This is a genomic window from Cryobacterium sp. Hh11, assembly GCF_004404045.1.
GTDB lineage: Bacteria > Actinomycetota > Actinomycetes > Actinomycetales > Microbacteriaceae > Cryobacterium > Cryobacterium levicorallinum.
The window spans coordinates 41,723-68,646 of record NZ_SOHF01000010.1; the positions used below are offsets into that span (position 1 = coordinate 41,723).

The following is a 26,924-nucleotide window of genomic DNA, read 5'->3' on the forward strand; positions in this document are numbered from 1 at the left end:
CACACACCCCGCGCGGGCATCCGCTCGCGTAGCTAACGCCGGTAAATTTGCGACACGCCGTTTCAAACGGATGCCCCGCGCGGCGTGTCGCAAAATTCTGCCGGTTCTACGTGCGGCGGCCCGGCGGCGCGACTCAGACGAACGCGGCCTGGCCCGTGATGGTGCGGCCCACGATGAGGGTGTTCATCTCCTGGGTGCCCTCGTAGGAGTAGATGGCCTCGGCGTCGGCGAAGTGCCGGGCCACGTTGTACTCGAGGGCGACTCCGTTGCCGCCGAACAGCTCCCGGCACCAGGCCACGGTCTCGCGCATACGGCTGGTCGTGTAGGCCTTGGTCAATGCGGAGTGCTCGTCGCGCTGCACGCCCTGATCCTGCAGCTGCGACACCCGCACCACCATGCCGAGGCTGGCCGTAATGTTGCCGAGGCTCTTGACCAGCAGGTCCTGGACGAGTTGGTGCCCGCCGATGGCCTTGCCGAACTGCACGCGTTCGTGTGCGTAGGCGACGGCCGCGTCGTAGGCGCCGATGGCATTGCCGACGGCCGCCCAGGACACCTCGGCGCGGGTGGCCCGCAGTACTTTCGCGGTGTCCTTGAACGAGTTGGCGTTCTGCAGGCGCAGACTTTCGGGAACGATCACGTCGGTCAGCACGATGTCGGCGTTCTGCACCGCGCGCAGGCTGATCTTGCCCTCGATTTTGGTAGCCGTGTATCCGGCGGTGTCGGTAGGAACGATGAAGCCCTTCACCTGGTTGTCGGCCGTGTCCTTGGCCCAGATAATGGTCACGTCGCTGAAGGTGGCGTTGCCGATCCAGCGTTTGGCGCCGTTCAGGGTCCAGCTGTCGCCGTTGCGGGTCGCGGTGGTGCGGAGGCCCTGCGCTGCGTCGGAGCCGCTCAACGGCTCGGTCAGCCCGAACGCCCCGACGATCTCGCCGGACGCCAGGCGCGGAATCCACTCGGCGCGTTGCTCGTCCGAGCCGCACGCTTCAAGGGTGCCCGCGGCGAGACCGTTCTGCACACCGACAAAGGTGGCGACGGATGCATCCACTCGCGCCAGTTCCAACGCCACGAAGCCGCGGAACACCGCCGAATTCTCAAACGGTTTCGTCGATTCCCAGCCGAAGGAGTACATGCCGAGCTCGGCGAGCGGCTTGATGACTTGGGTGGGAAATTCGGCGCGATCCCAGCATCCGTTTGCGATCGGCCGCACCTCCTTTTCGAGGTAGGCGCGCAGCTTCAAGATGGCGGTTTGCTCGGGCTCGGTGAGCAGGTCTTCGTAGCCGAAGAAGTCGCTGCCGAGTAGTTCAAAGGTCATGGTTGCTCCGTTGCATAGACTGCGGCCGACAGGCGACCGGTGAATTGCCGCCAGCCTAGGGGGCTTGTCTGAGCGCCCCAACCCGGTTGGTAGTTTGGTCTAAACAGTTGTAGAAGGAGCCGAACATGTTTGTGGGCATCACCAACACCCCGCGCAATTACGCCTGGGGTTCCACTCGCGCTATCGCTGACCTGCTCGGCCGCACGGCGTCGGGCGGGCCGGAGGCCGAACTGTGGTTGGGAGCCCACGCCGGGTCGCCGTCGGTGATCGAGGATCCGGCGCTGGTCGGCGGTTTTTCGGACCTCGCCGAGTGGATCGCGGCGGCGCCGGAGGTAGCACTCGGCGCTGATTGGGCCAGTCGAGAAGCGGATGCGGCCCCACGCCTCCCGTTTCTGCTCAAGATTCTCGCGGCCGGGCGCCCGCTGTCGCTGCAGGCGCACCCGACCAGCGCGCAGGCCTGCGCCGGGTTCGAGCTTGAGAACGAGGCGGGTGTGGCCATCGACGCCGGCAATCGCAATTACCGCGACCCGTTCCACAAGCCCGAGCTGATCTTTGCGCTCAGCGACACCTTCGAAGCGCTCTGCGGTTTTCGGCCGCTCGCCGAGGTGCGCGGAATCATCGCCGAGTTGCGGCTGCTCGATCTCGCGACCGAGGATTCGCAGGCCGCGATCATCGACCTGCTCGAGAGCCACCTGACCCGGGGCCTGCCCGACACCGTCGACTGGCTGCTGCGCGACGGTCGCGGCGGCGACTCCGGCGAGGTGGAATGGCTGGTCGAACGGGTGGTGGCGCTCGCCGACCACGCCGCATTCCTGGCCGAGGGCGGAGCGGCCATCGGCTATGCGCGAGAGCTCGCGACGGTGCGCGCGCTCGCCGCCGAGTATCCCGGCGACCCCGGAATCGTGCTGGCCCTGCTGCTGAACCGGGTCTCCCTGCAGCGCGGCGAGGTGATGTATCTGCCGGCCGGCAATATCCACGCGTATCTGTCCGGGCTGGGCGTCGAACTCATGGCCGCCTCGGACAACGTGCTGCGCGGCGGACTGACGCCCAAACACATCGACGTCGAGGAGCTGCTCTTGGTGCTCGACTTCACTCCGGCGCCCTCGCCGTACCTCGCGCCGATCGTCGACACGCCCGGGGTCTCGCTGTATCGTCCGGACGTGCCCGACTTCGAGCTCGTGCACATTGAAGCGGATGCCGATGCGTCGTCGTCGTCGCCCGTCACGATGCGACAGATCACCCTCACCGGCCCGGCCATCGCCATCTGCACGGCCGGCGGATTTCTGGTGGCTGGTGCCGCGTCGTCGCGGCCGCTGAAGCGCGGCCAGGCCGTCTACGTCACGCCCGACGAGGGCACGCTGACCTTCGCCGGAACCGGCGAGATCTTTCTCGCAACGACGGGCGCGTAACGCGGGCCTCCCAGAACCTCACCAGATAACTCGCCTAACCTCCAACTGGAGAAGATGCGGGAGGGCATCCGGAACTGACGGGAACCGCACACGATGCCGCGTACGCACGAACTGATCGAGGTCAAACGTCGCCTGATGAGCCCGAGAGCGCTTCAAGTGGCCAAGATTTGTATTGCAGTGGCCGTTGCCTGGTCGCTCGCACCGCTCATGCCGGGTACCGCCAAGGATTTTCCCTACTACGCCCCGTTAGGCGCGCTGTTGAGCATGCAGCCCACGCTCATGCGATCGCTCCGCAGCGCAGCCCAAACTCTGGCCGGGGTGCTCATCGGCATCGGGCTGGCCGCCATCGTTCTCATTGTGAGTGACCCCAACGTCTGGACTCTCGCGTTCGTTGTCGGCCTCGGCACCCTGGTCGGTGGAATGAAGTGGATGGGCGTGGGTGGCGAGTACGTGCCCATCACCGCCCTGTTCGTGCTGATCATCGGCGGGCCAGAGGCCGACGGCTATTCGATCGGCTACGCAACCCAGTTGTGCCTGGGAATTATCGTCGGCCTGGGCGTCAATTTGCTGATCCTGCCGCCCCTCACCATTGGGCCTGCGCGGGAACGCATGCTGGGATTTCGGAGAACCCTCTCGAAACACCTCACCGAGATCGGCGAAGCCGTGCTGGAGCGGTCGCCGCCGGCTCGCGAAGACTGGGCCACGCACGGCGAGATGCTCGATGCGGCAGCCCGGAACGTGCGCACGGCCGTGCAGGCGGCCGAGGAGAGCCGCAAGGGCAATCCCCGCGCGTGGTTCACTCGGGGAAACCTCGACGCCGACTACGACGCGCTGGTTGCACTGGAGAACGTTACGTTTCACATTCGCAACCTCACCGAGGTTCTAGCCGGCATGGTGTGGGGCAAGCCGATCCCGCTCGAGTCGCCGCAAAATCTTCGCCCCGTTCTGCAGGAGGCACTGAGTGCGGTTGCCGGGGCGATCAGCGTCGGAGTCGACGACCCGCGACAGCCCCAGCTTCTGGACCAGGCTGCTGTGGCGGTCGGGGAGATCCTGCGCACAATGCAGCAAGAAATAGGGGCAGGAGCTGCTTCGTTGAGTCCCACCGCCGCCATCGTGATCGATCTCCAACGAATTCTGGTGGCCCTGCGACCTTCTCTCCAGGAGGCGCCGGCATCCGCCGCTTCGTGATTTCGCGGTGCGCGGGGGCTGCAGCGTTAGCCGGCCTTGCGGGGGCCGAAGGCCCGCCGGTAGGCGGTGGGAGTGGTCTGCAGAATCTGCAGAAAATGATGGCGCATCACGGCCGCCCCGCCGAAGCCGGTGTCGATGGCGATCTCCTCGAGGCTGCTTGAGGAGTCCTCGAGCAGTTCCTGCGCCCGAAGCAGCCGCTGCCGGTTGAGCCAGCGGGTCGGCGTGGTGCCGATTTCGGCGCGAAACCGGCGGGCGAAGGTGCGCGGCGACATGAGCGACTTGCGGGCGAGTAGATCGACGGGCAATTCCTGGCCGAGGTGGCGCAGCATCCACTCGGTGACGGCGGCGAAGGATTCGTCCTGGCAGTCGACGACCGATGCTTCGATGTACTGGGACTGGCCGCCATCGCGCTGCGGCGGCACGACCATGCGGCGTGCGATCACGTTCGCGACGGTCGCGCCCAGTTCCTTGCGCACGATGTGCAGCGCGGCGTCAATGCCGGCGGCTGTGCCGGCTCCGGTGACGACGTGATTGTCTTCCACAAACAGGACGTCGGGGTCGACGGTTGTATTCGGGCAGGCCCGGGCGAGGGCCTCGGTGTACATCCAATGGGTCGTACTGCGGCGCCCATCGAGGATGCCGGCCTCGGCCAGCACGAACGCGCCGCTGCACACGCTGAGCACCCAGGCACCGCGAGCCTCGGCGTCGCGCACGACCTGCAGCACGCGCGGGTCGATTGCCGCTCCGATAGCGTAGGCCGGGATTGCGATGAGGTCGGCGTCAGCGGCGGCGGCGAGGTCGTCGTGCACGACGATGTCGAAGCCGATCTTGGTGCGGATCGGGCCGGGTTCGGCGGCGACGACGTGAAAGTCGAACGCCGGCCCGCCGTGCACGCTGCGGTCGATGCCGAACACCTCGCAGATGACGCCGAATTCGAACGGCGCCAGACCGGGGAGGGTGACGCAGACGATTTTCTGAAGCATGGGCATCCGTTCTGCTGAGGCTGGACATGGCAGAAATGTGTCGAACAACGTCAACTGTGCCACTCGCGGCAGAAAAGCACAATACATAGAGTTTCTGCCATGTTCATTCTTATTTTTCTCCTCACAGTCCTCGCGATCGCCGGTGTTGTGGCCACGATTCGCTCTTCCGGGCGCGACGGTTACGGTCGCCAAGGCGTCCGAGCAACCGACGACGATGACGCACTGATTCGCTGGCGCTAGCCTGAAGCGGTGGCACATCGGTGTCACCGTGAACGAGCGGGGCAGTATGGCGTGGTTGGTAACCGGCGGAGCGGGCTATATCGGATCCCATGTGGTGCGCGCTTTCCAGGCTGAAGGGCTCGACGTGGTTGTGCTCGACGACCTCTCGAGTGGCCACGAATCTTTCGTGCCGGCCACAGTGCCCTTCGTGCGGGGCAGCGTGCTCGACGGCGATCTGCTCGTGCACACCTTTCGCGAGCACGACGTGCACGGCGTCGTCCACGTCGCTGGATTCAAGTACGCCGGCGTCTCGGTGCAACGCCCCCTGCACACCTACGAACAGAACGTCACCGCGACGGCCACGCTGCTCGCCGCCATGGATGGGGCGGCGATCGACCGCATCGTGTTCTCCTCGAGCGCTGCGGTCTACGGCACGCCGCACACCGACCTCGTCACCGAAAGCACCGCGAAAAGCCCGGAATCGCCCTACGGCGAATCCAAACTGATTGGCGAGTGGCTGCTGCGCGACCAAGGCGTAGCGACCGGCCTGCGGCACACCTCGCTGCGCTACTTCAATGTCGTCGGCTCGGGCGACCTCAGCCTGAGCGACACCAGCCCGCATAATCTCTTTCCGCTCGTCTTTGCGGCGCTGCTCGAGGGTCGCACCCCGCGCATCAACGGCGACGACTATGCCACGCCGGACGGCACCTGCGTGCGCGACTACATTCACGTCGCCGATCTGGCCCTCTCGCACGTCGCCGCGGCACGCCGGCTCGACGCCAACGAGGCGATCGAGCCGGTCTACAACCTCGGCAGCGGCGACGGCGTCTCGGTCGGCGAGATCATGGCGACCGTGCGTCGGGTCACCGGCATCGACTTCGTTCCGGAGCTCGGACCGCGACGCGTGGGCGACCCCGATCGCATCGTCGCGTCTGGCGCGCTCGCGGCCCGCGACCTGCGCTGGAGCATGCGCCACACCCTCGAGCAGATGGTGCAGAGCGCCTGGGACTCATCACGCGCGGCCGTTCATTGAGGGTCGACACGCCGCTGAGGGCGCATATTGTGCTGTGTTCGCAACGTTCAGACGCCCCCCAAATGGCCGAATTTGTCGCCGTGGGCGCGTCGCAACTCTCTAGCCCATATTGAGGGTTTACGATTCGCGACTTGACGATATCGAATTACACGGGTGTAATTAGGTGCGGCACTGATTGGTGCGGATCGAGCGCGGGGAGACGATATGGCATTACCTGACTATCGTTCCGGAGTACCAGAGGACTGGTTCGTTGACCCCGTCACCCTCGGTGTTCCGGGAGTACGACAAGACCACGGCGACGAGAACCTATTGGCCTGGCAGGCCGACTCCCTCTGCGCGCAGACCGACCCCGAGGCATTCTTCCCCGAAAAGGGCGGCTCCACCCGCGACGCCAAGAAGATTTGCTCCGGTTGCGAGGTACGCAGCGAATGCCTCGAATACGCGCTCAGCAATGACGAGCGGTTCGGTATCTGGGGTGGGCTGTCCGAGCGCGAACGGCGCAAACTGCGCAAGCGCGCCTAACCCGTTCCGCGCAGTTTTTAAGCGGATGCTGTCGGCTGGCTCGGTCCGGGCGCAGCTTTCTCGGCCCTGACGCGGTTGGCAGCGAGCCAGGTTTCGGCCGCGCTAGGCCCGGGGGAAGCGGAAGCGGATGCTGACGCATCCGCTTCGCTATTGCCCGGCCAATATTTGAGGCGCGCCCTCTCGGTTGAGGGGCAGCGACCGATCCCGACCTAGGCTGGTGCTGTTATGCAACCGAGAGTCACCGCCATCCTTGTCGCCCGAAACGGTGCGAAACACCTTGAGCGAACTCTCAAGGCGTTGTCGTTGCAGACCCGCAAACCCGACATTGTGATCACGGTGGACTGCGGATCGAGCGATGCGACGGCCAAGATACTGGCCGATTTCGGGCCGACCCAGTTCATTGCCGCCGATGCCGACCTGAACTTCGGGCAGGCTATTACCGCCGCCGTGCGCGTGACCACGCCGCCCACGCACGACCGGGAGCTGCTCTGGCTGCTCGCCCAGGACAGCGCCCCAGACCCGACCGCCCTCGAAATCCTGGTCGACGCGCTCGAGATTGCGCCGTCCGTTGCGGTGGCCGGGCCCAAGGTGATGGAGTGGATCGCCGGCGAATACATCCACAACTTCGGCGAGTCGATGACGCCGTTTGGCGCGACCGTCACCCTGGTGGAGAGCGAACTGGACCAGGGCCAGCACGACGGATTGAGCGATGTGCTCGCCGTCAGCGCCGGCGGCATGCTCGTACGCCACCAAGTGTGGGAACAGCTGGGTGGTTTCGACCCGGCGCTGCCCACCGTCGACGACTCCCTGGACTTCTGTGTGCGCGTGCGCCTCGCCGGGTATCGCGTCTCGGTGGTGCCGGCCGCACGGGTGGCTTCGGCCGGCGACGGCGTGGCCGGCCCGAACCAGTCCTCCCGCGGGCGGCTGCGCCGCCGCCGGGTGCGAGCCGAACGCTCGGCGCAGCTGCATCGCCGCCTGGTCTACGCGCCGGCCGGAGTGCTCGCCCTGCACTGGTTGACCCTGCTGCCGCTCGCCTTCATCCGCTCGATCGGCCAGCTGCTGCGCAAGGAGCCCGGAGCGATCGTGGGCGAATTCTCGGCCGCATTCGGTGCTGCCTTCAACGGCCTGCGCGTCAGCAGCGCCCGTCGCATGTTTACGAAAACCCGCACCCTCGGCTGGGATGCCATCTCCACCCTGCGCGTTCCGTCGGCCGAAGTTCGCCGGCGGCAGTCACTCAAGCGCGAGGCGAGCCTGTTCGGCCTGCACGGTGAACGCTCCGAAATTCGGTTCTTCTCCGGCGGCGGAGCCTGGACCATGCTCGCCGCCGCGGTGGTCGGCATCGTGATGATGGTGCCGCTGCTTGGCGCCGACACCCTCATCGGTGGTGGGCTGCTGCCGCTGTCGCCCAGCCTGCCCGAACTGTGGGCAAGCGTCGGCTACGGCTGGCGCGACCTCGGACTCGGCTTCGTCGGCGCCGCAGACCCGTTTGCCGCTGTGCTGGCCGTGCTCGGCTCCATCGCGTTCTGGTCGCCGTCCTTTGCCTTCGTGCTGGTCTACGCGCTCGCCTTTCCGCTCGCTGCGGTCGGCGCCTGGATGGCGGCGACCCGCCTGACCGACCGGGGCAGCCTGCGCGCCCTGGCCGCCGCCCTGTGGGTGCTGGCCCCGAGTTTTCTGGCCGCCCTGGCCGACGGCCGCCCGGCCGCCATCCTCGTGCACCTGCTGCTGCCCTGGCTGTTTTTCACCTGGTTCGCGGCCGCGCGCACCTGGTCGTCCTCCGCCTCGGCCGCACTGTTGTTCGCGGCGGTCGTGGCCTGTGCGCCGTCCCTCGCCCCGGCGCTGCTCGTGGCCTGGCTGCTCAGCGTGGCCATTGCCGGTCGCCGGGTAATGCGTTTCATCGGCATTCCGCTTCCGGCGCTCGCCCTCGCGCTTCCGCTCATTGCCGACCAGGGCCTGCGCGGCACCTGGCTGAACCTCGTCGCCGACCCCGGCCTGCCCGTACCGAGCGATCACGCACCGACCCTGCAACTGCTGCTCGGGCTGCCCGGCGGCAGCGGTTGGGCCGGTGTCCTCGATCGGTTCGGAATGCCTGGTCTCGACCCGCAGCTGATCGTGCCCATCCTGCTCGCGCCCATCGCCCTGCTCGCCCTGCTGGCGCTGCTACTGCCGGGCGCCCGGCTCGCGGGTGGCGCATGGCTGGTCGCCCTGCTCGGATTCGGCACCGCCCTCGCCGCCAACCAGCTCGTTCTTGCCGCCATCGGTGCCGAACCGGTGCGGGTGTGGTCGGGCGCCGGGCTTAGCCTGTACTGGCTCGGCCTGGTCGGCGCCCTCCTGATCGGCCTGCGCGCCCTGCGCCGATTTGCGCCGGCGCCCGGGGTCGTCGCCGCGCTGGCCTTGGCCGTCGTAGCGCTGCCGCTTCTGGGCTCCCTGCACCTCGGTACCGCCGCCGTGCGCGAGGGAACCGGCCGAACCCAGCCGGCCTTCGTCGCCGCCGAAGCGCAGATCGATGACCGGGTCGGCACCCTGCACCTCGTTCCGCAGGCCGACGGCGGCCTGCTCGCCACGATCGAGCGCGGTGTCGGCGCCACGCTGAACCAGCAATCCACCCGCGGCAGCACCGACCAAACGCTCAGCGCCCGCGAGAAAGCGCTGGCGGAGCTCGCCGGTAACCTGGCCTCACGCAGCGGGCTGGACACCAGCGCGGATCTGGCCGAATTCGGCATCCGCTTTATCGTGTTGCAGCCGGCCGGCGCTGATGTTCTTGCCGGTGACACCCAGCTGCGCACCGAAACCGCCCTGGACGGCAATGCCGCACTGGCCCCGGTGGGCGACACCGAATTCGGCCGACTGTGGCAGTTCGGCGAAACGGATGCTGCCGGTGGCGTTCCGGCACCGGCTCGCGCCGGCGGCGTCTTCGGCCTGGTCACCCTGCTGATTGCCGTCGCCGTGGTGGGCAGCGCCGTACTGCTGTCGCTGCCGATCGGCGCCGGCCGTGAAGCCGTGCGCCAAGCCAACCGTGATGCGATTCGCCGCGCGGCCAGGGCCAACGCCAAGCCGAAACCGAAACGTACCCGCCGGGGCAAGAGCATGGTCGTTTCCGACCTGGACGCCGATCGAGAACCGCCGCTCGGTACCGATCTAGAGGCCGACCTGGCCATGGACCGGGAAACCGGCGTCGGTACCGGGCTGGAATCGCCCACGGAAGACACTGTGGAGGACGATCATGCCCGCTAGAAGCACTCTCGTCCGCATTGGTGGTCGGGCCGGCCGCGGCGTACTCGGTCTGGTCGGCATCGCCGTCGTTGTCGCTGTCGGCGCGGCCTCGACCCTCGTGACGCTGCCGACCGTTGAGAACGAACCCCGCTCGAGCGAGATCGTGCCGCTGCCGAGCGAGCAGCAACGGGTCTGCCCTGGACCGCTGCTCACCCTCGCCGAGGATTCGACGCAGGCCCAGTCGGCGTCGAGCGTCGGGTCCGCTGCCGCCGTGTATGGCGCTATCGACGCGGCCGGGAGCGACTTTGACCAGATTCGCCCGGACGTCACCGAGATCAGTGCGGTCGACGACTCCAGCAGTCGGCAGCCGCCGCTGTTGCTGACCGTTCCCGTGCAGGATGGCGCCACCGTGCCACCGCTCGTCGCCGGCAGCCAGTCGCAGATCGTCGGCACCGACACCCTGGGCGGGCTCGCCGTCGCGTCCTGCACCGAAGCGGCCAGCGAGAGCTGGCTCGTTGGGGGATCCACCGATATCGGCGGCAGTAGCCTGCTGCTGCTCAGCAACCCGTCGACCGTGCTCGCGACCGTCGACGTCACCGTCTACGGTGAGAGCGGAATCGTCGACGCGCCCGGCGCCTCCGGCATTCTGGTGCAGCCCGGTGAGCAGCGTGTCATTTCGCTGGCCGGCCTCGCCCCGAACCTGAAATCCCCGGTCGTGCGCGTGTCGTCGCGTGGTGGGCAGGTGGCGGCAGCATTGGAGCAGAGCAGCATCCGGGGGATTGAACCCGGCGGAGTCGAGATCATTGGCGCCACCGCCACGCCGGCACTCAACCAGACAATTGCCGGGGTGCGTGTCACGTCGGCCGTCGCCGCGGACACCGTCACCACCGGCGAGGGTTTCAACGCCGATACCCCGTCGATTCGGGTGTTCGTGCCCGGCACCGAGGCGGCGACCGTGCAGATCGGCGTCACGAGCGCCGACGGGGCTGCTGACGGCACCTCGACCCAGGTAGAGATCGAGCCCGGAGTTGCGACCGAAATTCCGCTGTCGCCGCTGGCCGTGGGCAGTTTCTCGGTGAAATTGCGCTCCGACCAGCCGATCGTCGCGGCCGCCCGCACCTCCAGCGCGGGCGCTGACGGCCGGGACTTCGGTTGGTTCGCGGCCTCGGCACCGCTCGAGGGTTCGTTCACGGTGGCCGTCGCCGAGGGGCCGTCGCCGACCCTGCACCTCGTCAACGGCGGGGGAGCGGATGCTGCGCTCACCCTCACGCCCGACCGCGGCTCTGCCGTCGACCTGCAGATTGACGCCGGGGCGAGCGCGACGGTTCCGCTGCGGAGCGGGGCTCGCTACCTGGTGAGCGGCGGGGAGTCGGTGTGGGCGCTCGTGGACTACTCCGGCGGCGGCTTGCTGTCGTCATTCACCGTGAACCCGCCCGGACCGCTCGCGTCGTCGATCCGCGTCTACACGCACTAGCCGGTTGTCGTTCCGGGGTATTCGGGTCTCTCTACTTGCGTCCGGGGCTCTGCTTGCGTCCGGGGCCTAGGCCCGGAACGTGGGCCTAGTTTATAGACCGGGCCGGCGGAGCGGGCCCGGGCCCCGAACACCGGGTGTCGCCCGGCGCGCGCCTGCCGGCCTTATTGGACCGGGCCCGGGCCTGGAAAGCGGGCCCATGTTCTATCATGGGCCCAGCGACCGGGCCCGGGCCCGGTCGGACGGGTCGGGGCATCCGTTTTGGTACGGCGGGCTTTCGTGGGCACGCAGCTTTCGATGGCAGACTGAACATTCGACTCGTAACCCGCTGGGAGCCGCTAGTGACGATTGACCCTGTGCTTGACCCTGTGCTTGACCCTGTGCTTGACCCGACCGCGCGCGCGGACGTCGCCGTGATCGGCGGATCCGGCCTCTACGAACTCGTCGACCCCGCAACCGCGGTCACGCATCGGATTCCGACGCCGTACGGGTCGGCGTCGGTCACGATCGGCCTGCGCGCGGGTCGCCGCGTCGCTTTTCTGCCCCGGCACGGCAGCGGCCACAGCGTCGCGCCGCACCTGATCAATTACCGGGCCAATCTGTGGGCCCTCGCCTCGATCGGCGTGCGGGCGATCATCTCCTCCTCGGCGGTGGGCGGGGTCACGCCGGAATATCCGCCGGGTCTGCTCGTCGTCACCGACCAGTTCATCGACCGCACGTCGGGCCGCCCCGACACGTTTTACGACCGGGAATCGGTGCAGCACCTTTCCGCCGCGGACCCGTTCGACCCTCAGCTGCGCGGGTACGCCCGGCGCGCGCTCGAGGACCTTGGCGAGAACTTCGCTCCCTCCGGTACGGTCGTGGTCATCCAGGGTCCACGGTTTTCCACCCGGGCAGAGTCCGTCTGGTTCCGTTCGATGGGCGCGCACATTGTCAATATGACCGCGTACCCTGAAATCGTGCTGGCCGGTGAGCTCAACATGGGCACGGTCAACCTCTCCTTCGTGACGGACGCCGACGCGGGACTCGCGCCGACGCCTTTTGCCGTCGAGGTTGGTCCCGTGGTCGATGCCTCCGGTTTCGCCGCTCCTGGCTTGCCTGTGCCCGGCGTGGCCGCTTCGGGCTTGGCCGTGTCCGGGTCACCGGCTTCAGCGTTGTCCGCGCCCGGCGCTTCCGGCGGCCCCGTAACGTCTGGCCCGACCGCGACCAGCGAAACGGATGCCGTCACCGCATCGGTCGTGTTCCGTCGCCTCCGCGAGGCCCAGCCGCGCATCCTCGCGGCGATCGACGGGATCTTGCGCGCCTTGCCGACCGACTTCGCCCCGCGCGAGCTCATCGACCCGGCCCAGGTCGACGCCGTTCTGGCGCGGGCCGTGCTGTCGGATGCCGCGCACGGCGATTCCTCTTCTGCCCTGCTGTCCGCCCCAGCCGGGGATCTGACGTGACGACCGGTCGGTCCGAGCCTCGTCGCAGGCTCCCCGGTGCGTCCTGGCCAACCACCGGGCCTGGTGCCGGTGACCGAGCCCTCGCATGAGCGGCGTCCGTCTGCTGATCACCGGCGGTGCCGGATTCATCGGTTCCGCAATCGTTGAGGCTGCCCTCGCCCGCGGCTACGAGGTGCGCGTGCTGGACTCACTGCGCGCCGACGTGCACGGCCCCGCGGCAGAGTCCACAACCGGTCCGGGCCCGGGCCCGGAAAGTGGGCCCATGATAGAACATGGGCCCCGTTTCCGGGCCCGGGCCCGGAACGTGAGGCCGGCGGGACTGGACCCGCGGGTCGAGTTCGTGCACGGGGACGTGACCGACCCGGTGACCGCAGCCGGCGCCCTCGCCGACATCGACGTGGTCTGTCACCAGGCAGCCAAGGTCGGCCTCGGCGTGGACTTCGCCGACGCCCCCGACTACGTGCACAGCAACGAGGTCGGGACGGCCGTGCTGCTGGCCGCGATGGCCGCGCGGGGCATCCGTCGTCTGGTGTTGGCGTCATCCATGGTCGTCTACGGCGAAGGCAGCTACCGAGGCCCGAACGGCTTCACCCGGCCCGGCCCCCGCTTGGCCAGCGACCTCGATGCCGGACGCTTCGATCCCCGTGACCCGACCACCGGGGAGCCGCTCGAACCCGTTCTGGTCAGCGAATCCGATCCGCTCGACCCGCGCAACGTCTACGCGAGCAGCAAACTCGGCCAGGAATATCTTGCGACCGCGTGGGCCCGCTCGACCGGCGGACGCGTCGCGGCCCTGCGCTACCACAACGTTTACGGGCCGGGCATGCCGCAGAACACGCCCTATGCCGGAGTCGCCTCACTGTTTCGCTCGGCACTCGAGCGTGGCGAGGCTCCCCGCGTGTACGAAGACGGCCGGCAGCGCCGCGACTTCGTGCACGTACGGGACGTCGCCGCGGCCAACATCGCCGCGCTTGACTTCACCGGGCTCGACTACAGGCCGCAGGCTGCCGGCCTTGGCCGCGCGCCCGCCGACGCTGCAGCTGCTGAAATCGCACCCACCGGCTCAATGAATTCCGATGCCGGAATATTTCGTCCGTTCAACGTCGGCAGCGGAATCGTTCACACCATCGGAGACATGGCGACTGCCCTTGCCGCGGCGGCGGGCGGCCCGGCACCCATCGTGACCGGGCAGTATCGGCTCGGCGACGTGCGGCACATCACGGCGTCCTCGGAGCGTTTGCGACGAGAACTCGGCTGGTCGGCGCAAATCTCCTTCGACGACGGAATGCGCGAGTTCGCGACCGCCCCGCTGCGCGCCGCCGTGCGCCCCTGATTGGTCGTCCCGGCGCATCCGCGAGGTGCCACCTTTCGCCCCTTGAGCAGGCCCCGCGGTGCTACCACTGAGCGGGTGAATGGTCGCAATCGGCGCCGCATCAACACCGCTCAGTCAAGCGGATGCTGCGGCAGCAGCAAATCAAACCGACACCCATTCTCCACATTGGTCACCGTCACCAACCCGTGATGGGCCTCAGCGATCCCCTGAACAATAGCGAGTCCGAGCCCGGCGCCGCCGCTGCGACCGCCGGTTCCCCAGGCGGACACCGTCCGCGGCTCGCTCGCCCGCCACCCGGCCTCGAACACCCGGCCGAGGTCCTGTTCGGGGATACCGCCCGCCGCATCGACGACCGAGATAATGGCCCGCCCGTCGACGTGCCGGGTCGCGGAGACCACGATCACACTGTCGGCCGGCGAATGTTGGATGGCATTCATCACCAGGTTTCCCACCGCGCGGGCCAGCTGGCGGGCATCCGCTTGCAGCATCAGACCGCGTTCGCCCTCGAAGCGCAGGTCGAGCGATTTCGCGAGGGCAACCGGTGCCAGATCGGCCACCGTATCGCTCATCAGGTCATACAGGGATACCCGTTCGAGCGACAGCTGCAGCGCTCCCGAATGGATTTTAGACAGCTCAAACAGGTCGTCGACCATGCCGCTGAGTCGGTCGACCTGCCCGCGTATCTGCACGTAGTACCGCTCGGGGTCTGGCGCCATGCCGTCTTCCAGCGCCTCGGCCATGGCGCGGATTCCAGCCAGCGGGGTGCGCAAATCGTGCGAGATCCAGGCCACGATTTCGCGCCTGGACGTTTCAATGCGTTCTTCCCGCTCGCGGGATTCGGTCAGCCGATCGGCGGTTGCGGCGAGCTCCCCGGCCAGCGCTGCGAACTCCAGACTCGTATGCCGATCCGGGGAGAGAACTGATTCGCCTCGACCGATGCTCGCCGCGGCGGCCCGAAAATACTTGTTGTCGCGTGCCAGTGAGCGTCCGAGCACCGATGCCATTACGAGCGACACGACACCCGCCACCGCTGCGACCGCGTAGAACACGATCAGATCGTGCGCCGACAGATACATCAGCGAGGCGACCGCAGCCGTTCCACTGACCACCGATGCGACGGTGGCGAAGGCGACGACGACGATCTGGGCGATCAGCGACCGGCGCGACAGCAGCCGCAACGCGAGCAACCCGAGCGCGCCCACGACCAGCGCGCAGCCGAGTGCGATGCCGGCGACCGCGGCGAACACCGAGGCGGTCATGGTGTGCCGCCGGCGTTCTTCGGGCCATCCCCGCTCTGTGCGCCCCGCGCAGTCCCGGCCTTTTCCGCCGGCACCGTGCCATCCGCAGCCCCCGCGCCCAGCGGCACAGGGTCGAACCGGTAGCCGACCCCCCAGACCGTGTTCAACACGAGCGGATGCGCCGGGTCGGCTTCGATCTTCTCCCGCAGCCGCCGCACATGCACGGTCACCGTAGACAAGTCACCGAATTCCCAGCCCCAGACCGAGCGGAGGAGTTCCTCGCGGGTGAGCACCTTGGACGGGCGCCAGATCAGGTAGGCGAGCAAATCGAATTCGCGCGCGGTGAGCACGAGGGGGGTCCCGCGCAGGCGAATCTGGTGCGCGGCCAGGTTGAGCGTGAACTCGCCGGCCTCGAGAATTCCCTCCGGGATCGACTCCGACCGGCTGCGTCGCAGCACCGACTGCACCCGCAACACAAGCTCCCGCGGCGAGAACGGTTTCACCAGATAGTCGTCGGCACCGGCCTCGAGGCCGGCGATGCGATGCTCTTCCTCGCCGAGGGCGGTGAGCATGATCACCGGAAGGGCGCCCCAATTTTGCCGAATGCGCCGACACACTTCGATGCCGTCGAGCAGCGGAAGCATGCGGTCGAGCACGACCAGGTCGGGCGGTACCGCCTCGGCTCGGCGCAGTCCGGCGAGTCCGTCGACGGCTTCGTCGACGACGAATCCGGCGGAGCGCAGGTACTGTCCGACCACCTCACACACCATCGGATCATCCTCGATGACGAGCACGCGGCGCCCGGCCAGGGCATCGGCTTGCGGCGGCGCGAAATATTGGGAGGGGGACACCCCCTCAGACTAGGCGCGCGGTCGCGTCACCGCGCGACCGATCTGTACGCCTGGTCAACGGATGCCCCGCCCCATTCCGCCACTAACCGTTCGGGCCCGGGACCGGAACGCGGGCCCAGTCTACAAACTGGGCCCCGGTTCATAGGGTGGGCCCGGTCGACTGCTTGGCCTGCTGCGGAGCTGCTCGGTATCCTTCCCAGGTTCGTAACCACTTTCGCCCCGAACACTCAGACCCCGTGCATAGGGTCGAACCATGACGAGTATTCGGGTTGACGTGGTGCTGCCCTGCCTGAACGAGGCACAGGCGCTTCCGTGGATTCTCCAGCGGATGCCCGCCGGCTACCGGGCGATCGTGGTTGACAACGGATCCACGGACGGTTCGGCGGATATTGCCCGTGCCCTCGGCGCCGAGGTCGTGCACGAAACCCGTCGCGGATTCGGCGCCGCAGCCCACGCCGGGCTCCTCGCCGCGACCGCCCCGATCGTTGCGTTCTGCGACGCCGACGCCTCGATGGACCCGCGCGACCTGCCACTCGTGGTCGACCCGGTCGCTCAAGACGACGCCGATCTCGTGCTCGGAAGACGCCGCCCAACCACCCGAAATGCGTGGCCGCCGCATGCCCGGTTAGCAAATACCTATCTTTCCTGGCGACTGCGCCGAATAACAGGTGTGAACATTCATGACCTCGGCCCCATGCGGGCCGCCCGCCGCGACCACCTCCTCGCCCTCGATTTACACGACCGCCGCAGCGGATATCCGCTGGAGATGTTTCTCGGCGCCGCCGCGGCCGATTGGCGCATTCGTGAGGTCGACACCGGCTATGCGCCGCGGGTCGGCCGCAGCAAGGTGACCGGAACCGTGCGCGGCACCCTCACCGCCATCCACGACATGTCCGCCCTGCTTCGCGTGAGCAGCGCCGTCCGGAACGAGATTGACGACAGCCCGCGCCGGAATGACAGCGACGCCAGTGGCAACGCTGCCCGCGCCAGCCGCATTGGGGACCGCTCATGACCGCGATCGTGGTCATCGCCAAGGAATGCCTGCCCGGCAAGGTGAAGACCCGTTTGCACCCGCCGCTGTCGCTCGAGCAGGCCGCCCTTCTCGCCGCGTCGAGCCTCGCCGACACCCTCGCGGTCGCCGCCCAGCTACCCGCGACGCGCCACATTCTCGCGTTCGATGGTGTCACGCCGCCGCCAGAGGCATCCGGTTGGCAGATTCTGCCGCAGACCAGTGGCGGACTCGACGAACGCCTCGCCGCCATCTTCGACCACCTCGACGAGCCGACGCTGCTGCTCGGAATGGACACCCCGCAGGTCAGCGCCGAGCTGCTCGCACCAGTATTCCAAAACTGGAATGAAACGGATGCCTGGTTCGGCCCCGCCAACGACGGCGGGTTCTGGGCGCTCGCGCTGAAAAACCCGAGCGGCGCGCTGCTCCGCGGCATCCCGATGAGCCGCTCCGACACCGGCGCACACCAGCTGGAACGTCTCGATCAGGCCGGCCTCACCGTGCGCCTGCTGCCCGCGCTCACCGACATCGACACCATAACGGATGCCCAGACCGTCGCCTCGATCGCCCCCCACACGCGCTTCGCGCGTGCCTTCGCGGGGGTGCGGGCATCCGCTCAACCCGGTGATGCGAACCAGCTCGCGACCGAACGGCGCTCGACGGATCGGCCCCCCGCGGATGGGCGCGCTGCCGCCACGGGTGCCCCAGACCTGCACCCGGTGGCCCCGTACCCGGCCGACCTGCACTCGGCAGACCTGCACCCGGCGGCCACGCGCGCTGCCGACCTGCTCACGCTGACCGGAACACGCTCGTGACCCTCGTCTCCCCGCGCCTCTGGGACCAGCCGGCGAAATGGCCGGTCAGCGAGGGTCCGAATGCCGCTGACCGATTCACTTCGGAACTCGTCGGGGAACTGGCCGAGCATGCGGCCGCGAACCGTTCGGCTGCCGACCAGACGACGGCCGACCGTTTTCGGCGCCCGACTACCTTCGGTGCCGGCGGATCCGAACCCTACGCCCAGGCACTGCAAAGCGACGACAACGTGCTCTACCTGCACGGCCGCCGCCACGACGCCGATCCGGAAACGGCCGCCCGCGTTTCCACCATGCACGCCGGACGGTGGAGCGCCGGAGCCGATGCGATCGACCGTTCCCTGCTGGCGGGCGTCGCCGGACCGGTGCTCGATATCGGCTGCGGACCGGGCCGAATGATCCGGGCCGCGATGGACGAAGGCCTCGACGCACTCGGCGTCGACGTGTCACCGACCGCCGTGCGGATCGCCCTGGCCGCCGGACTTGCAGTGCTGCACCGCTCCGTCTTCGATCACCTTCCGCTCGAGGGGACCTGGGCAACCCTGCTCCTCGTCGACGGCAATATCGGCATTGGCGGCGACCCCGACGCGCTCCTCGAACGCTGCGTCGCGCTGCTAGCCCCCGACGGCATGCTCGTTGTCGAGGTTCACCGCGACCCCGAACACGACCTCGCCTATGTGGGCACCCTGCACGACGCCGCCGGACACACGAGCGACGCCTTCCCCTGGGCCGAACTCGGAGTCAGCGCCCTGCGCCGCCGGGCCGCACAAGCAGGCCTGACTCCGGTCGCAGAATGGTCCCGCGGCGGCCGCACCTTCGCCCGCCTGGCTCGCGCCTAGTCGTTAATCTTCCCGGGCCCGGGCCCGGGAACCGGGCCCATGCTGGATCATGGGCCCGGTTCCCTAAGGTGGGCCCGGTTCCCTAAGGTGGGCCCGGTTCCCTAAGGTGGGCCCGGTTCCCTAAGGTGGGCCCGGGCTTCAGGGGCCCTCGGATCTGACCGTGCGCTCGCCGGCCAGCAGGTACGACCTGGGGTGATTTTCTTCCCGGGCCCGGGCCCGGAAACCGGGCCCATGCTGGATCATGGGCCCGGTTTCCTAAGGTGGGCCCGGACCAAGGTGCTTAGGAGTCTGGCCGTGCACCGACGATCTTCAATGTCTGAGCGAGCCGCGGATGACCCGCTGGCGCCGCTCCCGCAGCAGCGCCCACACCGACAACCCCACCGTCAAAACCGCCAGTACGAGCCAGAAAATCCCTAGGTTGAGCCCGTAATCCAGCGGCAGCACGGTCGGATTCGCCGGAGCAAAATTCTTCGCCACCATCGTCGGCACCGCGATCAGCGACACAAGAGATCCGACCACAATTGCGCCCTGCACGATCGCAATGACCGTGCCGGTCGTCCGCCGCCCGACTCGGCGCAGCGCAATCGCACACGCAAACACGATCGGCGCCAAAATCGCATCGTGCAGCACGATCGCCGCCGCAATCCAGAGCGCCACCCCGGGAATCCGGGTCAGCCGCACCGAATCGAACATCACAAACGCGCCCCAGGCCAGCAGCAGCACACCAACACCCACGAGCGCCAAACGGATGCTCCGCATCCGCCGACTGGTCGACGCCGCGATCCCGGCCGGTGGCGGAAACAGGCCAGTCCCGGCGTTCTCGGTTGACGTGGTCGCCGAACCCATCGGGGCACCCCTGCCGGTCACCCCCACTCCGGTGTCCACACCGACGTCACCGCCGGCCGCCTCGCCGCGTGATCCGCGCGCATCCGCTCTCATGATTCGATCGCCTCGATTCGGCTCAGCCATTTGGTTTGCAACACCCCGGGCCGACCCGGCGCGATCATGCGGGCCGGATACCCATGCTCGAGGTCGAGAGTCTCGCCGTTGAGCTCGAGAGCCACGAGCGTGAGCGAGTCGCGCACATATTCCCGGCCCATCTGGGTTTTGCTGAAGCTGCCGCGTTCTTCCAGGCTGATCAGACGAAACGAGGTCTCCGGGTCGGCTTTCATCAGGTCGGCGAGGTCGCGCAGCCGCACACCGCGCCACGTCGCCATCTGACTCCAACCCTCGACGCAGGCGATCGGCAGCCGAACCTCGGTCTGCGGCAGCGCGAGCAGTTCGGCCCGGGTGAAGGAGCGCTCGGTGCCGGCCACCGCGAGGGTAAGAGTCCACGATGAAGCGAGGGCGGCATCCGCCACCTGCGCCTGCTCGCTGGTGCGATTCACCGGAACGCCCTGCTGGCCGACGCCCTTCTTGCGCGGCGCAAACAGGTTGACCGCGTTCAGCGGCGTGAAGGTCTGGCCGGCGGTCAGGGCCACGACGGCCGTCGTGGCGACGCCGACGGTGGTGAGAAATCCGCGCCGGCTGACCCGCGAGGACGGGCGCGGCGTCGCATCGATATAGTCGAGCAGTCGCCCGGTGAGGCCCCCCGGCCGAGTCGTGCCCCACAGTCGCACCGCCTCCGCATCGGCCGCCCGGTCGGCCGACACCGCGTCGACCAGATGATCGCCGTCGCCCGAACCCGAGTCAGAACCCGAACCCGAGTCAGTACCCGAACCCGAGTCAGTACCCGAACCCGAGTCAGAACCCGAACCCGATTCAGAACCCGAACCCGATTCAGAACCCGAACCCGACGACTTACTCCAATACCGCGTAATCACCGGCAGCTTGACCGCAATGTGAATCACCAACAGCCCGATCAGCACCCAGCCGAGCGCAAAGTGCACCTGCCGAAACGGAAAGGGCCACGGATACCACTGAAACGTGTTGAGCAGTCCGATCGTGATCTGCACGAGCGAGGCCCCCACGAACAGGGCGATCGAGGCCCGTTCGAGAAAATGCACGAAACCGCGCACCGGGGGATAGGCGAACAGGGCGGGAAAAACGATATACAACTTGGCCAGCAGCAGCGGAAAACAGGCGATGCCGGCGATGATGTGCGTGCCCTGGGTCACCTGATACAGAAATTCCGGCCGGGTCGCGAAGCGCATCCAGTCGAGCGGTTCCTGCAGAAAATGGCTGTACAGGCCGGTGCCGAAGCAGATCAGAAAGGCGGCACCGAGCAGCCGCCCGATCACGGTCGCCATGCGCGGATTGCGCACCGGTGACGCCAGCGCTCGCTGGGCCTCATACATCAATTGCCGCATACTTCTATTGCATCACCACAGCGCGTTGCAAACCGGAAAAATTCCTTACGATGTGCGGGTGAGTTGGGGAACGATCACGGGCAAACGAACAGCGTGCGAGAGACTGAACCGTGCGTATAACGATCATCGCGGTCCTGCTGGTGCTCAGCGCTGCCCTCACCGCATTCAGCGCGACAACCCTCGACCTGTTCCCGCCCGAGCGCGACGAAGTGCAATTGGTGTTGGTCACGGCTGCGCTCTGGTTTGTCTTCGGCCTCGCCTGCTGGCTGCTGCATAAAATCAACGGCAAAGCGGTGGTTGTCTTGATCCTGGCTGGCTCCGCCCTGATCGGCGGCGCGGCCATGGTCGGCCCGCCCAACACGAGTACCGATTCGGCCCGATACGCCTGGGATGGCATCGTGCAAAACGCAGGAATCAGTCCCTACGCCTTCACCCCAGCGGATGCCCGCCTCGATTCCCTGAGACCAGGCTGGCTGTTCCCGACGCCCCAGAGCGAGGCCGGCGGGGAGGAGAAATGTGTCGGCGAACGCATCGCCACCGCACGCACGACCGACGGCGACCTGCTCTGCTCGTCCCTGAACCGCACGGCCGTACCCACGATCTACCCTCCGGCCAGCGAAATCTTCTTCGCCGGCGTGCGTTTCCTTACCGGACCCGAGCCGGCCTACTGGCCGTTGCAGCTCGCCGGGCTGCTACTCAGCCTGGGTACCACGGTCATGCTGCTGGTCGGCACGCGCCGCCGCGGCCTCGACCAACGCAACGTCGCCCTCTGGGCCTGGTGTCCACTCGTGGCGACCGAGGCGATCACCAACTCCCACGTGGATATGCTCGGCGTCATCTTCGTCGTCGCGGCCGTATTTCTCGTGTCCACGAAGAAGGTCTGGCGTGGCGGCCTCGCCCTCGGGATCGCGATCGGCACCAAGCTCATCCCGGTGCTCGCCGCGCCAGCGCTGCTCCGGCGCGGTGGCTGGCGAATGGTGACCGCATCCGTTCTGAGTTTTGCCCTGCTCTACGTTCCCTATGTGATCGCGACCGGCATCGGGGTCCTCGGTTACCTGCCCGGCTACCTGAGTGAAGAGGGGTATCAGGACGGTTCGCGGTTCGCGCTGGTGTCTCTGGTGGCGCCGGGGGCATCCGCTGTGATCGTCGCCGGCCTGATTCTGGCCATCGTCGCCGTGCTGGTGATTCTCAAGACCGACCAGAACCAGCCGTGGGTCGGCCAGCTCGTCATGATCGGCGCGACCCTGCTCGTACTCAGCCCCCGATACCCCTGGTATGCGCTGCTGCTGCTGCCGTTCGTGGCGCTCAGCGGCCGCTGGGAATGGCTGCTCGTGCCGATGGCGCTCACGCTGCGGCTGTTGGTACCGAGCGTTCCGCTTACCCGAGCGTCGATCGCGATCGCGATCATCGTGATCGTGGCGGTTTCCCTGCGTCGCGCCGGCCCAGGCACAGTCAAGCGGATGCTGCGCCCCGTGCGCGCCCGCCGGTCCTGACCTCGCCGCTTGGCCGCCCTGCCTGACCGCCTTGCTGTCTGACCGCCGGTCCTGACCTCGCCGCTTGGCCACCCTGCCTGACCGCCCTGCCTGACCGCCTTGTCTGGCCGCCTTGTCTGGCCGCCCTGTCTGGCCGCCGTGCCTGGCCGCCTTGGTGCGGTAGCCCGCCTCAGCCCGCTCGCGGCACTCGTTAGAGTTCGTGGCATCCCTAGCACCGGGCGCCCGTTTCGCTAACGAGCGCCGCGAGGCGTACAGGTGCCGCAAAGGCCCCCGGGCACGCAACAAACGGGGCCCGCCGTGTGGCGAGCCCCGTTTGTGCTGTACAGCCGAAAGCTGTGAAGAAGAACTACTTCGTGGCGGCGGTGATGGTTGCGATGCCAACGAGCATCTGGTCGGCGACGGCGTCGGTGCTGAACGTGGAGTTCAGCAGGCCGGCGGCGACGGAAGAGATGTGAACCGTGGTGCCGGTGAGGATGGCGTTGTCGCCGTCCATCTTGAGCGGCTCAAGGGTTCCACCGTAGAGGTCGAAGAGCAGGGCCTGGGTGGCAGCGGACTCGCCGTTGACCGAGACGTCACCGAAGAGCTCCGAGGTGCCCGGGTCGATGGTGAAGTTGGTCAGCTCGACGACGATGTCGCCGGCGGTCAGCGAGAAGCCGGATCCCTCGTGCTCAATGGAACCCTGAACGAAGGGGCGGTAATCTTCGGCCGGGTCGTAGTAGTCCACGTTTCCGCCGGTGATCGGGAAGTGCAGGCTGCCCTCTTCCAAAGTGGCCGTTCCCACGGTTCCGGCGGTCAGGCCGAGGCTCGTCAGAGCGGCGCCGAAGTCGGCGTCGAGCAGCACTGCGGTGTCCACGCCGGACAGGCTGGGGATCGAGGCGAGAGGCGTCGGGTCAGCGGAGGCCGAGTCGGACGAGCTGGAGCTCGAAGCGGGCGCCGGGGTCGTCGTGCCGGCGTCCGACGAGCAGCCGGCGAGACCGGCGATGAGAATTCCGGCGGAGGCGAAACCAATGGTGGCCTTGGTGAATGTGCGCATGGGATGAATCCTTTTCTGTCAATCGAGCAGGTGGTGTTGGGGTCTGCATGGTGTTCGGTTCCACCCCCGAAATGGTTTGGAATTGCCCCAATCCGTTACCGTTCTGTTACTCAATTCAGCAAACGTTCAGACAACGCTGGCGCGCCAAACACCCCTCAATCCCCTTCCTGGACAGGGATCGACGTCGATCAGCCGAGCGGATGCCGCCCCCGCTCGCGGTCCACGTTCTGACCACATGCGAGCTTTTCAAGCGCGCGCGGCGCCGACCGGCGCAGCGGTTTCGCATCAGCGGATGCCCGACCCGGGCGCAGCACGGCTCCCGCAGCCCAAGCGGTGACGGCCGAGAAGTAGCGGCGGCCTAGAAGTGGCGGAAGCGATCCGGTGCGAGATCCCACGGGTCTTTGCCGAGCAGCTCTGCAACTCCGCGAAAGACGCAGGTCTCGATCATCATGCGCTGGTGCATCTCGTCGTTTTCGTGCAGGCGGGACAGTCGCTGAATTGGCAGCCGGTAGAACACCACCCGATTCGTCGCCGGCGTGACCATCCAGCGTTCCACGCCGATGCCCGGCTTCACCGAGCGCGGACCGGAGGCCACCTCGAACACGGCGTGGCCGAGTTCTTCCGGCCAGACGCCGCGCAGGTATTCGATTGTGGAGGCGACCGTCATGTCGAACAGGTCAATCCGGGTGCGCAGCGGCGGCAGAAACGGACCGGTCGCCGAGCTGCGAATTCCGCGGCCGTGCCGGTCCCGCCCGCGGCCGCGTACGGTCGGTTCGGGCGCTGCAGAACGTCGAGATCGGGCCATGCTGCCATCCTAGGCTGGTCGACGGGTACCCTGAGAGGCAATGACATTCCGTCCGTGTTCCCGCGTTGCCTGCCTCGAACCCTCGGTGGCCACGCTCACCTTTGACTATCGAGACTCGCTGGCCGTACTCGGCCCACTCGCCGGCCGCAAAGAACCTCACACCTTCGACCTCTGCGCACGGCACGCGGAGCGAACGACCGCTCCGCAGGGGTGGCAGCTGATGCGGCACCGCCTCGTCGCCGACGAGTCCGACCCCGTCGAGTAGCCAGCTCCGACTTGCCTCGGCCGCCTCGTCCCGCGGTTGAACCCCTGACCCGGCCCGCTGCCGCGCTCGTCTCTTGGGTCGTCTCGGCCTCGCCGACTGGTGGCCGTTTCGGCCTCTTGGAATGACTTCGTTGACAAAATCTGGCCATCTCGTCCCGCAGGCCGTCTGCCCATGGAAGTGGGCAGCATCCGTTCTGCCGCTGCTGAGCATTATCAGCGTGCGGTCGAACCGCTTTTTGTCGGGGGCGTTCAGGCGGAAATGGCAAGATAGCACCATGACTGTCGCTTCGGCCACCGCGCCCCCCACGTTCACCTATAAGATCGCCGATTTGTCACTCGCCGAGGCTGGACGCCACCAGTTGCGTCTGGCCGAGAACGAGATGCCCGGGCTCATGGCCCTCCGCACCGAATTCGGCGAATCGAAGCCGCTCGCCGGAGCCCGCATCGCCGGATCCCTGCACATGACCGTGCAGACCGCCGTGCTGATCGAGACCCTCGTCGCGCTCGGCGCCCAGGTGCGCTGGGCCAGCTGCAACATTTTCTCGACGCAGGACGACGCCGCCGCCGCGATCGCGGTCGGCCCCACCGGCACAGTGGAGGCCCCGGCCGGCGTTCCCGTGTTCGCCTGGAAGGGCGAAACCCTCGAGGACTACTGGTGGTGCACCGCGCAGATCTTCGACTGGAGCGCTGAAGCGCAAGCCGCCGGAGCCAGCTGGACTGGCCCGAACATGATCCTCGACGACGGCGGTGACGCCACCATGCTCGTGCACAAGGGTCGCGAGTTCGAATTGGCTGGCGCCGTACCAGCGGATGCTGCCGGTGACAGCCACGAATACGGCGTCATTCTCGCCGCCCTCCGTCGCTCCCTGGCCGAGTCAACCGACCGCTGGACCCTGGTCGCCGCCGACCTGATGGGCGTCACCGAAGAAACCACCACCGGTGTGCACCGCCTCTACGAGCTCGCAGCGGGCAAGGAACTGCTCTTTCCGGCCATCAATGTGAACGACTCCGTCACCAAGAGCAAGTTCGACAACAAGTACGGCATACGCCACTCGCTGCCCGACGGCCTCAACCGTGCCACGGATGTGCTGATCGGCGGCAAGGTCGTCTTCGTCGCCGGTTATGGTGACGTCGGCAAGGGCGCCGCCGAAGCGCTGCGCGGCCAGGGTGCCCGCGTCATCGTGAGCGAAATCGACCCGATTAACGCCCTGCAGGCTGCGATGGATGGATTCCAGGTCGCCCGCCTCGATTCCGTCGTCGAACAGGTCGACATCTTTGTCAGCGGCACCGGAAACTTCAACGTCATCGGTGTCGACCACATGCTGCGCATGAAGCACCTCGCCATCGTCGCGAACGTCGGTCACTTTGACAACGAGATCGACATGGCCTCGCTCGAGTCGCTGCCGGGCGCCGTCAAGGTTCAGATCAAGCCGCAGGTCGACGAATGGCGTCTGCCGAGCGGGCGCAGTGTGCTCGTCCTGTCCGAGGGACGCCTGATGAACCTCGGCAATGCCACCGGACACCCCTCGTTCGTGATGAGCAACTCGTTCACCAACCAGGTGCTCGCGCAAATCGAGCTGTATGTCTCACCGGAGAAGTACCCGGTGGGCGTGTATGTGCTGCCGAAGCTGCTCGACGAGAAGGTAGCGCGCCTGCACCTCGACGCCCTCGGTGTGGAGCTGACCGTGCTGACCCCCGAGCAGTCCTCCTACATCGGTGTTCCCGCCGAGGGCCCCTACAAAGTAGCCCACTACCGCTACTAGCCCCCGTCCGGACCGGGCCCGGGCCCGGTAACCGGGCCCATGTTCTATCGTGGGCCCGGTTCCGTAAGGTGGGCCCGGTCGTTCGAGTCGGGGAGCGGATGCCCGCCTTCTCGCTTCTTCCCGGGCCCGGGCCCGGTAACCGGGCCCATGTTCTATCGTGGGCCCGGTTCCGTAAGGTGGGCCCGGTCGTCGAGTTGATGGTGGGAGCGGGTTCGTGGTTCTCGCTGGTCGAGGAGTGGGGCCGTTTTGGCCCGTGTCTTGACACCTGGCGGTGCGACACGCCCGGGTGGGGGGCGTTTTGACGGGTGGGTGGTCTGGCCGTAATGTATCTATACGTACCCCAAAGGTGCGGAAAGCCGCAGTGCTTCCCGGCCTCATGTGGG

General features: G+C 67.4%; 24 protein-coding genes. 15 read left to right on the forward strand and 9 right to left on the reverse strand.

What is annotated here, in order from left to right; all coding sequences use genetic code 11:
• Positions 1–133: 133 nt before the first annotated feature.
• The gene (locus E3T46_RS03545; RefSeq protein ID WP_134577496.1) at positions 134–1,312 is read right to left on the reverse strand and encodes an acyl-CoA dehydrogenase family protein; all 1,179 of its coding nucleotides are present in this window, start codon (positions 1,310–1,312) and stop codon (positions 134–136) included.
• Positions 1,313–1,437: 125 nt separating this feature from the next.
• Between E3T46_RS03545 and manA the strand changes: the two genes are divergently transcribed.
• Entirely contained in the window at positions 1,438–2,721 is a 1,284-nt protein-coding gene (gene manA / locus E3T46_RS03550; RefSeq protein ID WP_134577497.1) for a mannose-6-phosphate isomerase, class I, read from the forward strand.
• 93 nt (positions 2,722–2,814) lie between these two features.
• On the forward strand, positions 2,815–3,909 hold the full coding sequence (locus E3T46_RS03555) for an FUSC family protein (protein WP_134577498.1): 1,095 nt from the start codon (positions 2,815–2,817) through the stop codon (positions 3,907–3,909).
• A gap of 26 nt (positions 3,910–3,935) precedes the next feature.
• On the opposite strand, the gene E3T46_RS03560 is transcribed toward E3T46_RS03555, so the two are convergent.
• A complete protein-coding gene (locus E3T46_RS03560) occupies positions 3,936–4,892 on the reverse strand; it encodes a helix-turn-helix domain-containing protein (protein WP_134577499.1) in 957 nt (318 codons plus the stop codon).
• Positions 4,893–4,991: 99 nt separating this feature from the next.
• Here E3T46_RS03560 and E3T46_RS17750 point away from each other — a divergent pair, with 99 nt between their 5' ends.
• From E3T46_RS17750 to E3T46_RS03590, 7 genes are all read left to right on the forward strand, one after another.
• Positions 4,992–5,132 (forward strand): hypothetical protein, encoded by a 141-nt coding sequence (locus tag E3T46_RS17750; RefSeq protein WP_166790162.1) that lies wholly within the window; start codon positions 4,992–4,994, stop codon positions 5,130–5,132.
• Between the two features lie 46 nt (positions 5,133–5,178).
• Positions 5,179–6,144, forward strand: coding sequence for a UDP-glucose 4-epimerase GalE (galE, locus tag E3T46_RS03565; protein WP_134577500.1), 966 nt, complete (start codon positions 5,179–5,181; stop codon positions 6,142–6,144).
• Between the two features lie 204 nt (positions 6,145–6,348).
• Complete coding sequence (locus E3T46_RS03570; protein WP_104132008.1) at positions 6,349–6,666, forward strand: WhiB family transcriptional regulator; 318 nt, start codon at positions 6,349–6,351, stop codon at positions 6,664–6,666.
• 225 nt (positions 6,667–6,891) lie between these two features.
• The gene (locus E3T46_RS17755; RefSeq protein ID WP_166790163.1) at positions 6,892–9,897 is read left to right on the forward strand and encodes a glycosyltransferase family 2 protein; all 3,006 of its coding nucleotides are present in this window, start codon (positions 6,892–6,894) and stop codon (positions 9,895–9,897) included.
• Entirely contained in the window at positions 9,887–11,350 is a 1,464-nt protein-coding gene (locus tag E3T46_RS03580; RefSeq protein WP_134577501.1) for a DUF5719 family protein, read from the forward strand. Before E3T46_RS17755 ends, E3T46_RS03580 begins: the two co-directional genes overlap by 11 nt.
• 338 nt (positions 11,351–11,688) lie before the next feature.
• Positions 11,689–12,792, forward strand: a complete 1,104-nt coding sequence (locus tag E3T46_RS18350; protein ID WP_241980435.1) for an MTAP family purine nucleoside phosphorylase — start codon at positions 11,689–11,691, stop codon at positions 12,790–12,792.
• Between the two features lie 85 nt (positions 12,793–12,877).
• A complete protein-coding gene (locus E3T46_RS03590; protein ID WP_134577502.1) occupies positions 12,878–14,125 on the forward strand; it encodes an NAD-dependent epimerase/dehydratase family protein in 1,248 nt (415 codons plus the stop codon).
• 110 nt (positions 14,126–14,235) lie between these two features.
• Here E3T46_RS03590 and E3T46_RS03595 read toward each other — a convergent pair whose 3' ends face one another.
• Positions 14,236–15,384, reverse strand: coding sequence for a HAMP domain-containing sensor histidine kinase (locus E3T46_RS03595; protein ID WP_134577503.1), 1,149 nt, complete (start codon positions 15,382–15,384; stop codon positions 14,236–14,238).
• Complete coding sequence (locus tag E3T46_RS03600) at positions 15,381–16,214, reverse strand: response regulator transcription factor (RefSeq protein ID WP_241980436.1); 834 nt, start codon at positions 16,212–16,214, stop codon at positions 15,381–15,383. Before E3T46_RS03600 ends, E3T46_RS03595 begins: the two co-directional genes overlap by 4 nt.
• A gap of 253 nt (positions 16,215–16,467) precedes the next feature.
• Between E3T46_RS03600 and E3T46_RS03605 the strand changes: the two genes are divergently transcribed.
• The 3 genes from E3T46_RS03605 to E3T46_RS03615 are packed head-to-tail and all read left to right on the forward strand — an operon-like array spanning position 16,468 to position 18,874.
• Complete coding sequence (locus E3T46_RS03605; RefSeq protein ID WP_134577504.1) at positions 16,468–17,226, forward strand: glycosyltransferase family 2 protein; 759 nt, start codon at positions 16,468–16,470, stop codon at positions 17,224–17,226.
• Positions 17,223–18,038, forward strand: a complete 816-nt coding sequence (locus tag E3T46_RS03610) for a DUF2064 domain-containing protein (protein WP_134577505.1) — start codon at positions 17,223–17,225, stop codon at positions 18,036–18,038. The genes E3T46_RS03605 and E3T46_RS03610 overlap by 4 nt, the downstream gene beginning before the upstream one ends.
• Positions 18,035–18,874: a methyltransferase domain-containing protein gene (locus tag E3T46_RS03615; protein WP_241980437.1), complete on the forward strand. Its 840-nt coding sequence runs from the start codon at positions 18,035–18,037 to the stop codon at positions 18,872–18,874. Before E3T46_RS03610 ends, E3T46_RS03615 begins: the two co-directional genes overlap by 4 nt.
• Positions 18,875–19,183: 309 nt before the next feature.
• On the opposite strand, the gene E3T46_RS03620 is transcribed toward E3T46_RS03615, so the two are convergent.
• Both E3T46_RS03620 and E3T46_RS18660 read right to left on the reverse strand, forming a co-directional pair.
• A complete protein-coding gene (locus E3T46_RS03620) occupies positions 19,184–19,720 on the reverse strand; it encodes a hypothetical protein (RefSeq protein ID WP_134577506.1) in 537 nt (178 codons plus the stop codon).
• Between the two features lie 89 nt (positions 19,721–19,809).
• Positions 19,810–21,183 carry a molybdopterin-dependent oxidoreductase gene (locus tag E3T46_RS18660; protein ID WP_174845372.1) on the reverse strand — a complete coding sequence of 458 codons (1,374 nt, stop codon included), beginning with the start codon at positions 21,181–21,183 and terminating at the stop codon, positions 19,810–19,812.
• A gap of 110 nt (positions 21,184–21,293) precedes the next feature.
• Here E3T46_RS18660 and E3T46_RS03630 point away from each other — a divergent pair, with 110 nt between their 5' ends.
• Entirely contained in the window at positions 21,294–22,676 is a 1,383-nt protein-coding gene (locus E3T46_RS03630) for a glycosyltransferase family 87 protein (protein WP_134577507.1), read from the forward strand.
• A gap of 346 nt (positions 22,677–23,022) precedes the next feature.
• On the opposite strand, the gene E3T46_RS03635 is transcribed toward E3T46_RS03630, so the two are convergent.
• The 3 genes from E3T46_RS03635 to E3T46_RS03645 all read right to left on the reverse strand — a co-directional run bounded on the left by E3T46_RS03635 (position 23,023) and on the right by E3T46_RS03645 (position 24,514).
• Entirely contained in the window at positions 23,023–23,709 is a 687-nt protein-coding gene (locus E3T46_RS03635; RefSeq protein WP_134443696.1) for a hypothetical protein, read from the reverse strand.
• A gap of 188 nt (positions 23,710–23,897) precedes the next feature.
• Positions 23,898–24,104 carry a hypothetical protein gene (locus tag E3T46_RS03640; protein WP_134577508.1) on the reverse strand — a complete coding sequence of 69 codons (207 nt, stop codon included), beginning with the start codon at positions 24,102–24,104 and terminating at the stop codon, positions 23,898–23,900.
• Positions 24,068–24,514: a metallopeptidase family protein gene (locus E3T46_RS03645; protein WP_134443695.1), complete on the reverse strand. Its 447-nt coding sequence runs from the start codon at positions 24,512–24,514 to the stop codon at positions 24,068–24,070. The genes E3T46_RS03640 and E3T46_RS03645 overlap by 37 nt, the downstream gene beginning before the upstream one ends.
• Positions 24,515–24,554: 40 nt before the next feature.
• Here E3T46_RS03645 and E3T46_RS03650 point away from each other — a divergent pair, with 40 nt between their 5' ends.
• Both E3T46_RS03650 and ahcY read left to right on the forward strand, forming a co-directional pair.
• Entirely contained in the window at positions 24,555–24,779 is a 225-nt protein-coding gene (locus E3T46_RS03650) for a DUF3499 family protein (RefSeq protein ID WP_092452672.1), read from the forward strand.
• Positions 24,780–25,053: 274 nt separating this feature from the next.
• Positions 25,054–26,541 carry an adenosylhomocysteinase gene (gene ahcY / locus E3T46_RS03655; protein ID WP_134577509.1) on the forward strand — a complete coding sequence of 496 codons (1,488 nt, stop codon included), beginning with the start codon at positions 25,054–25,056 and terminating at the stop codon, positions 26,539–26,541.
• Positions 26,542–26,924: the final 383 nt, after the last annotated feature.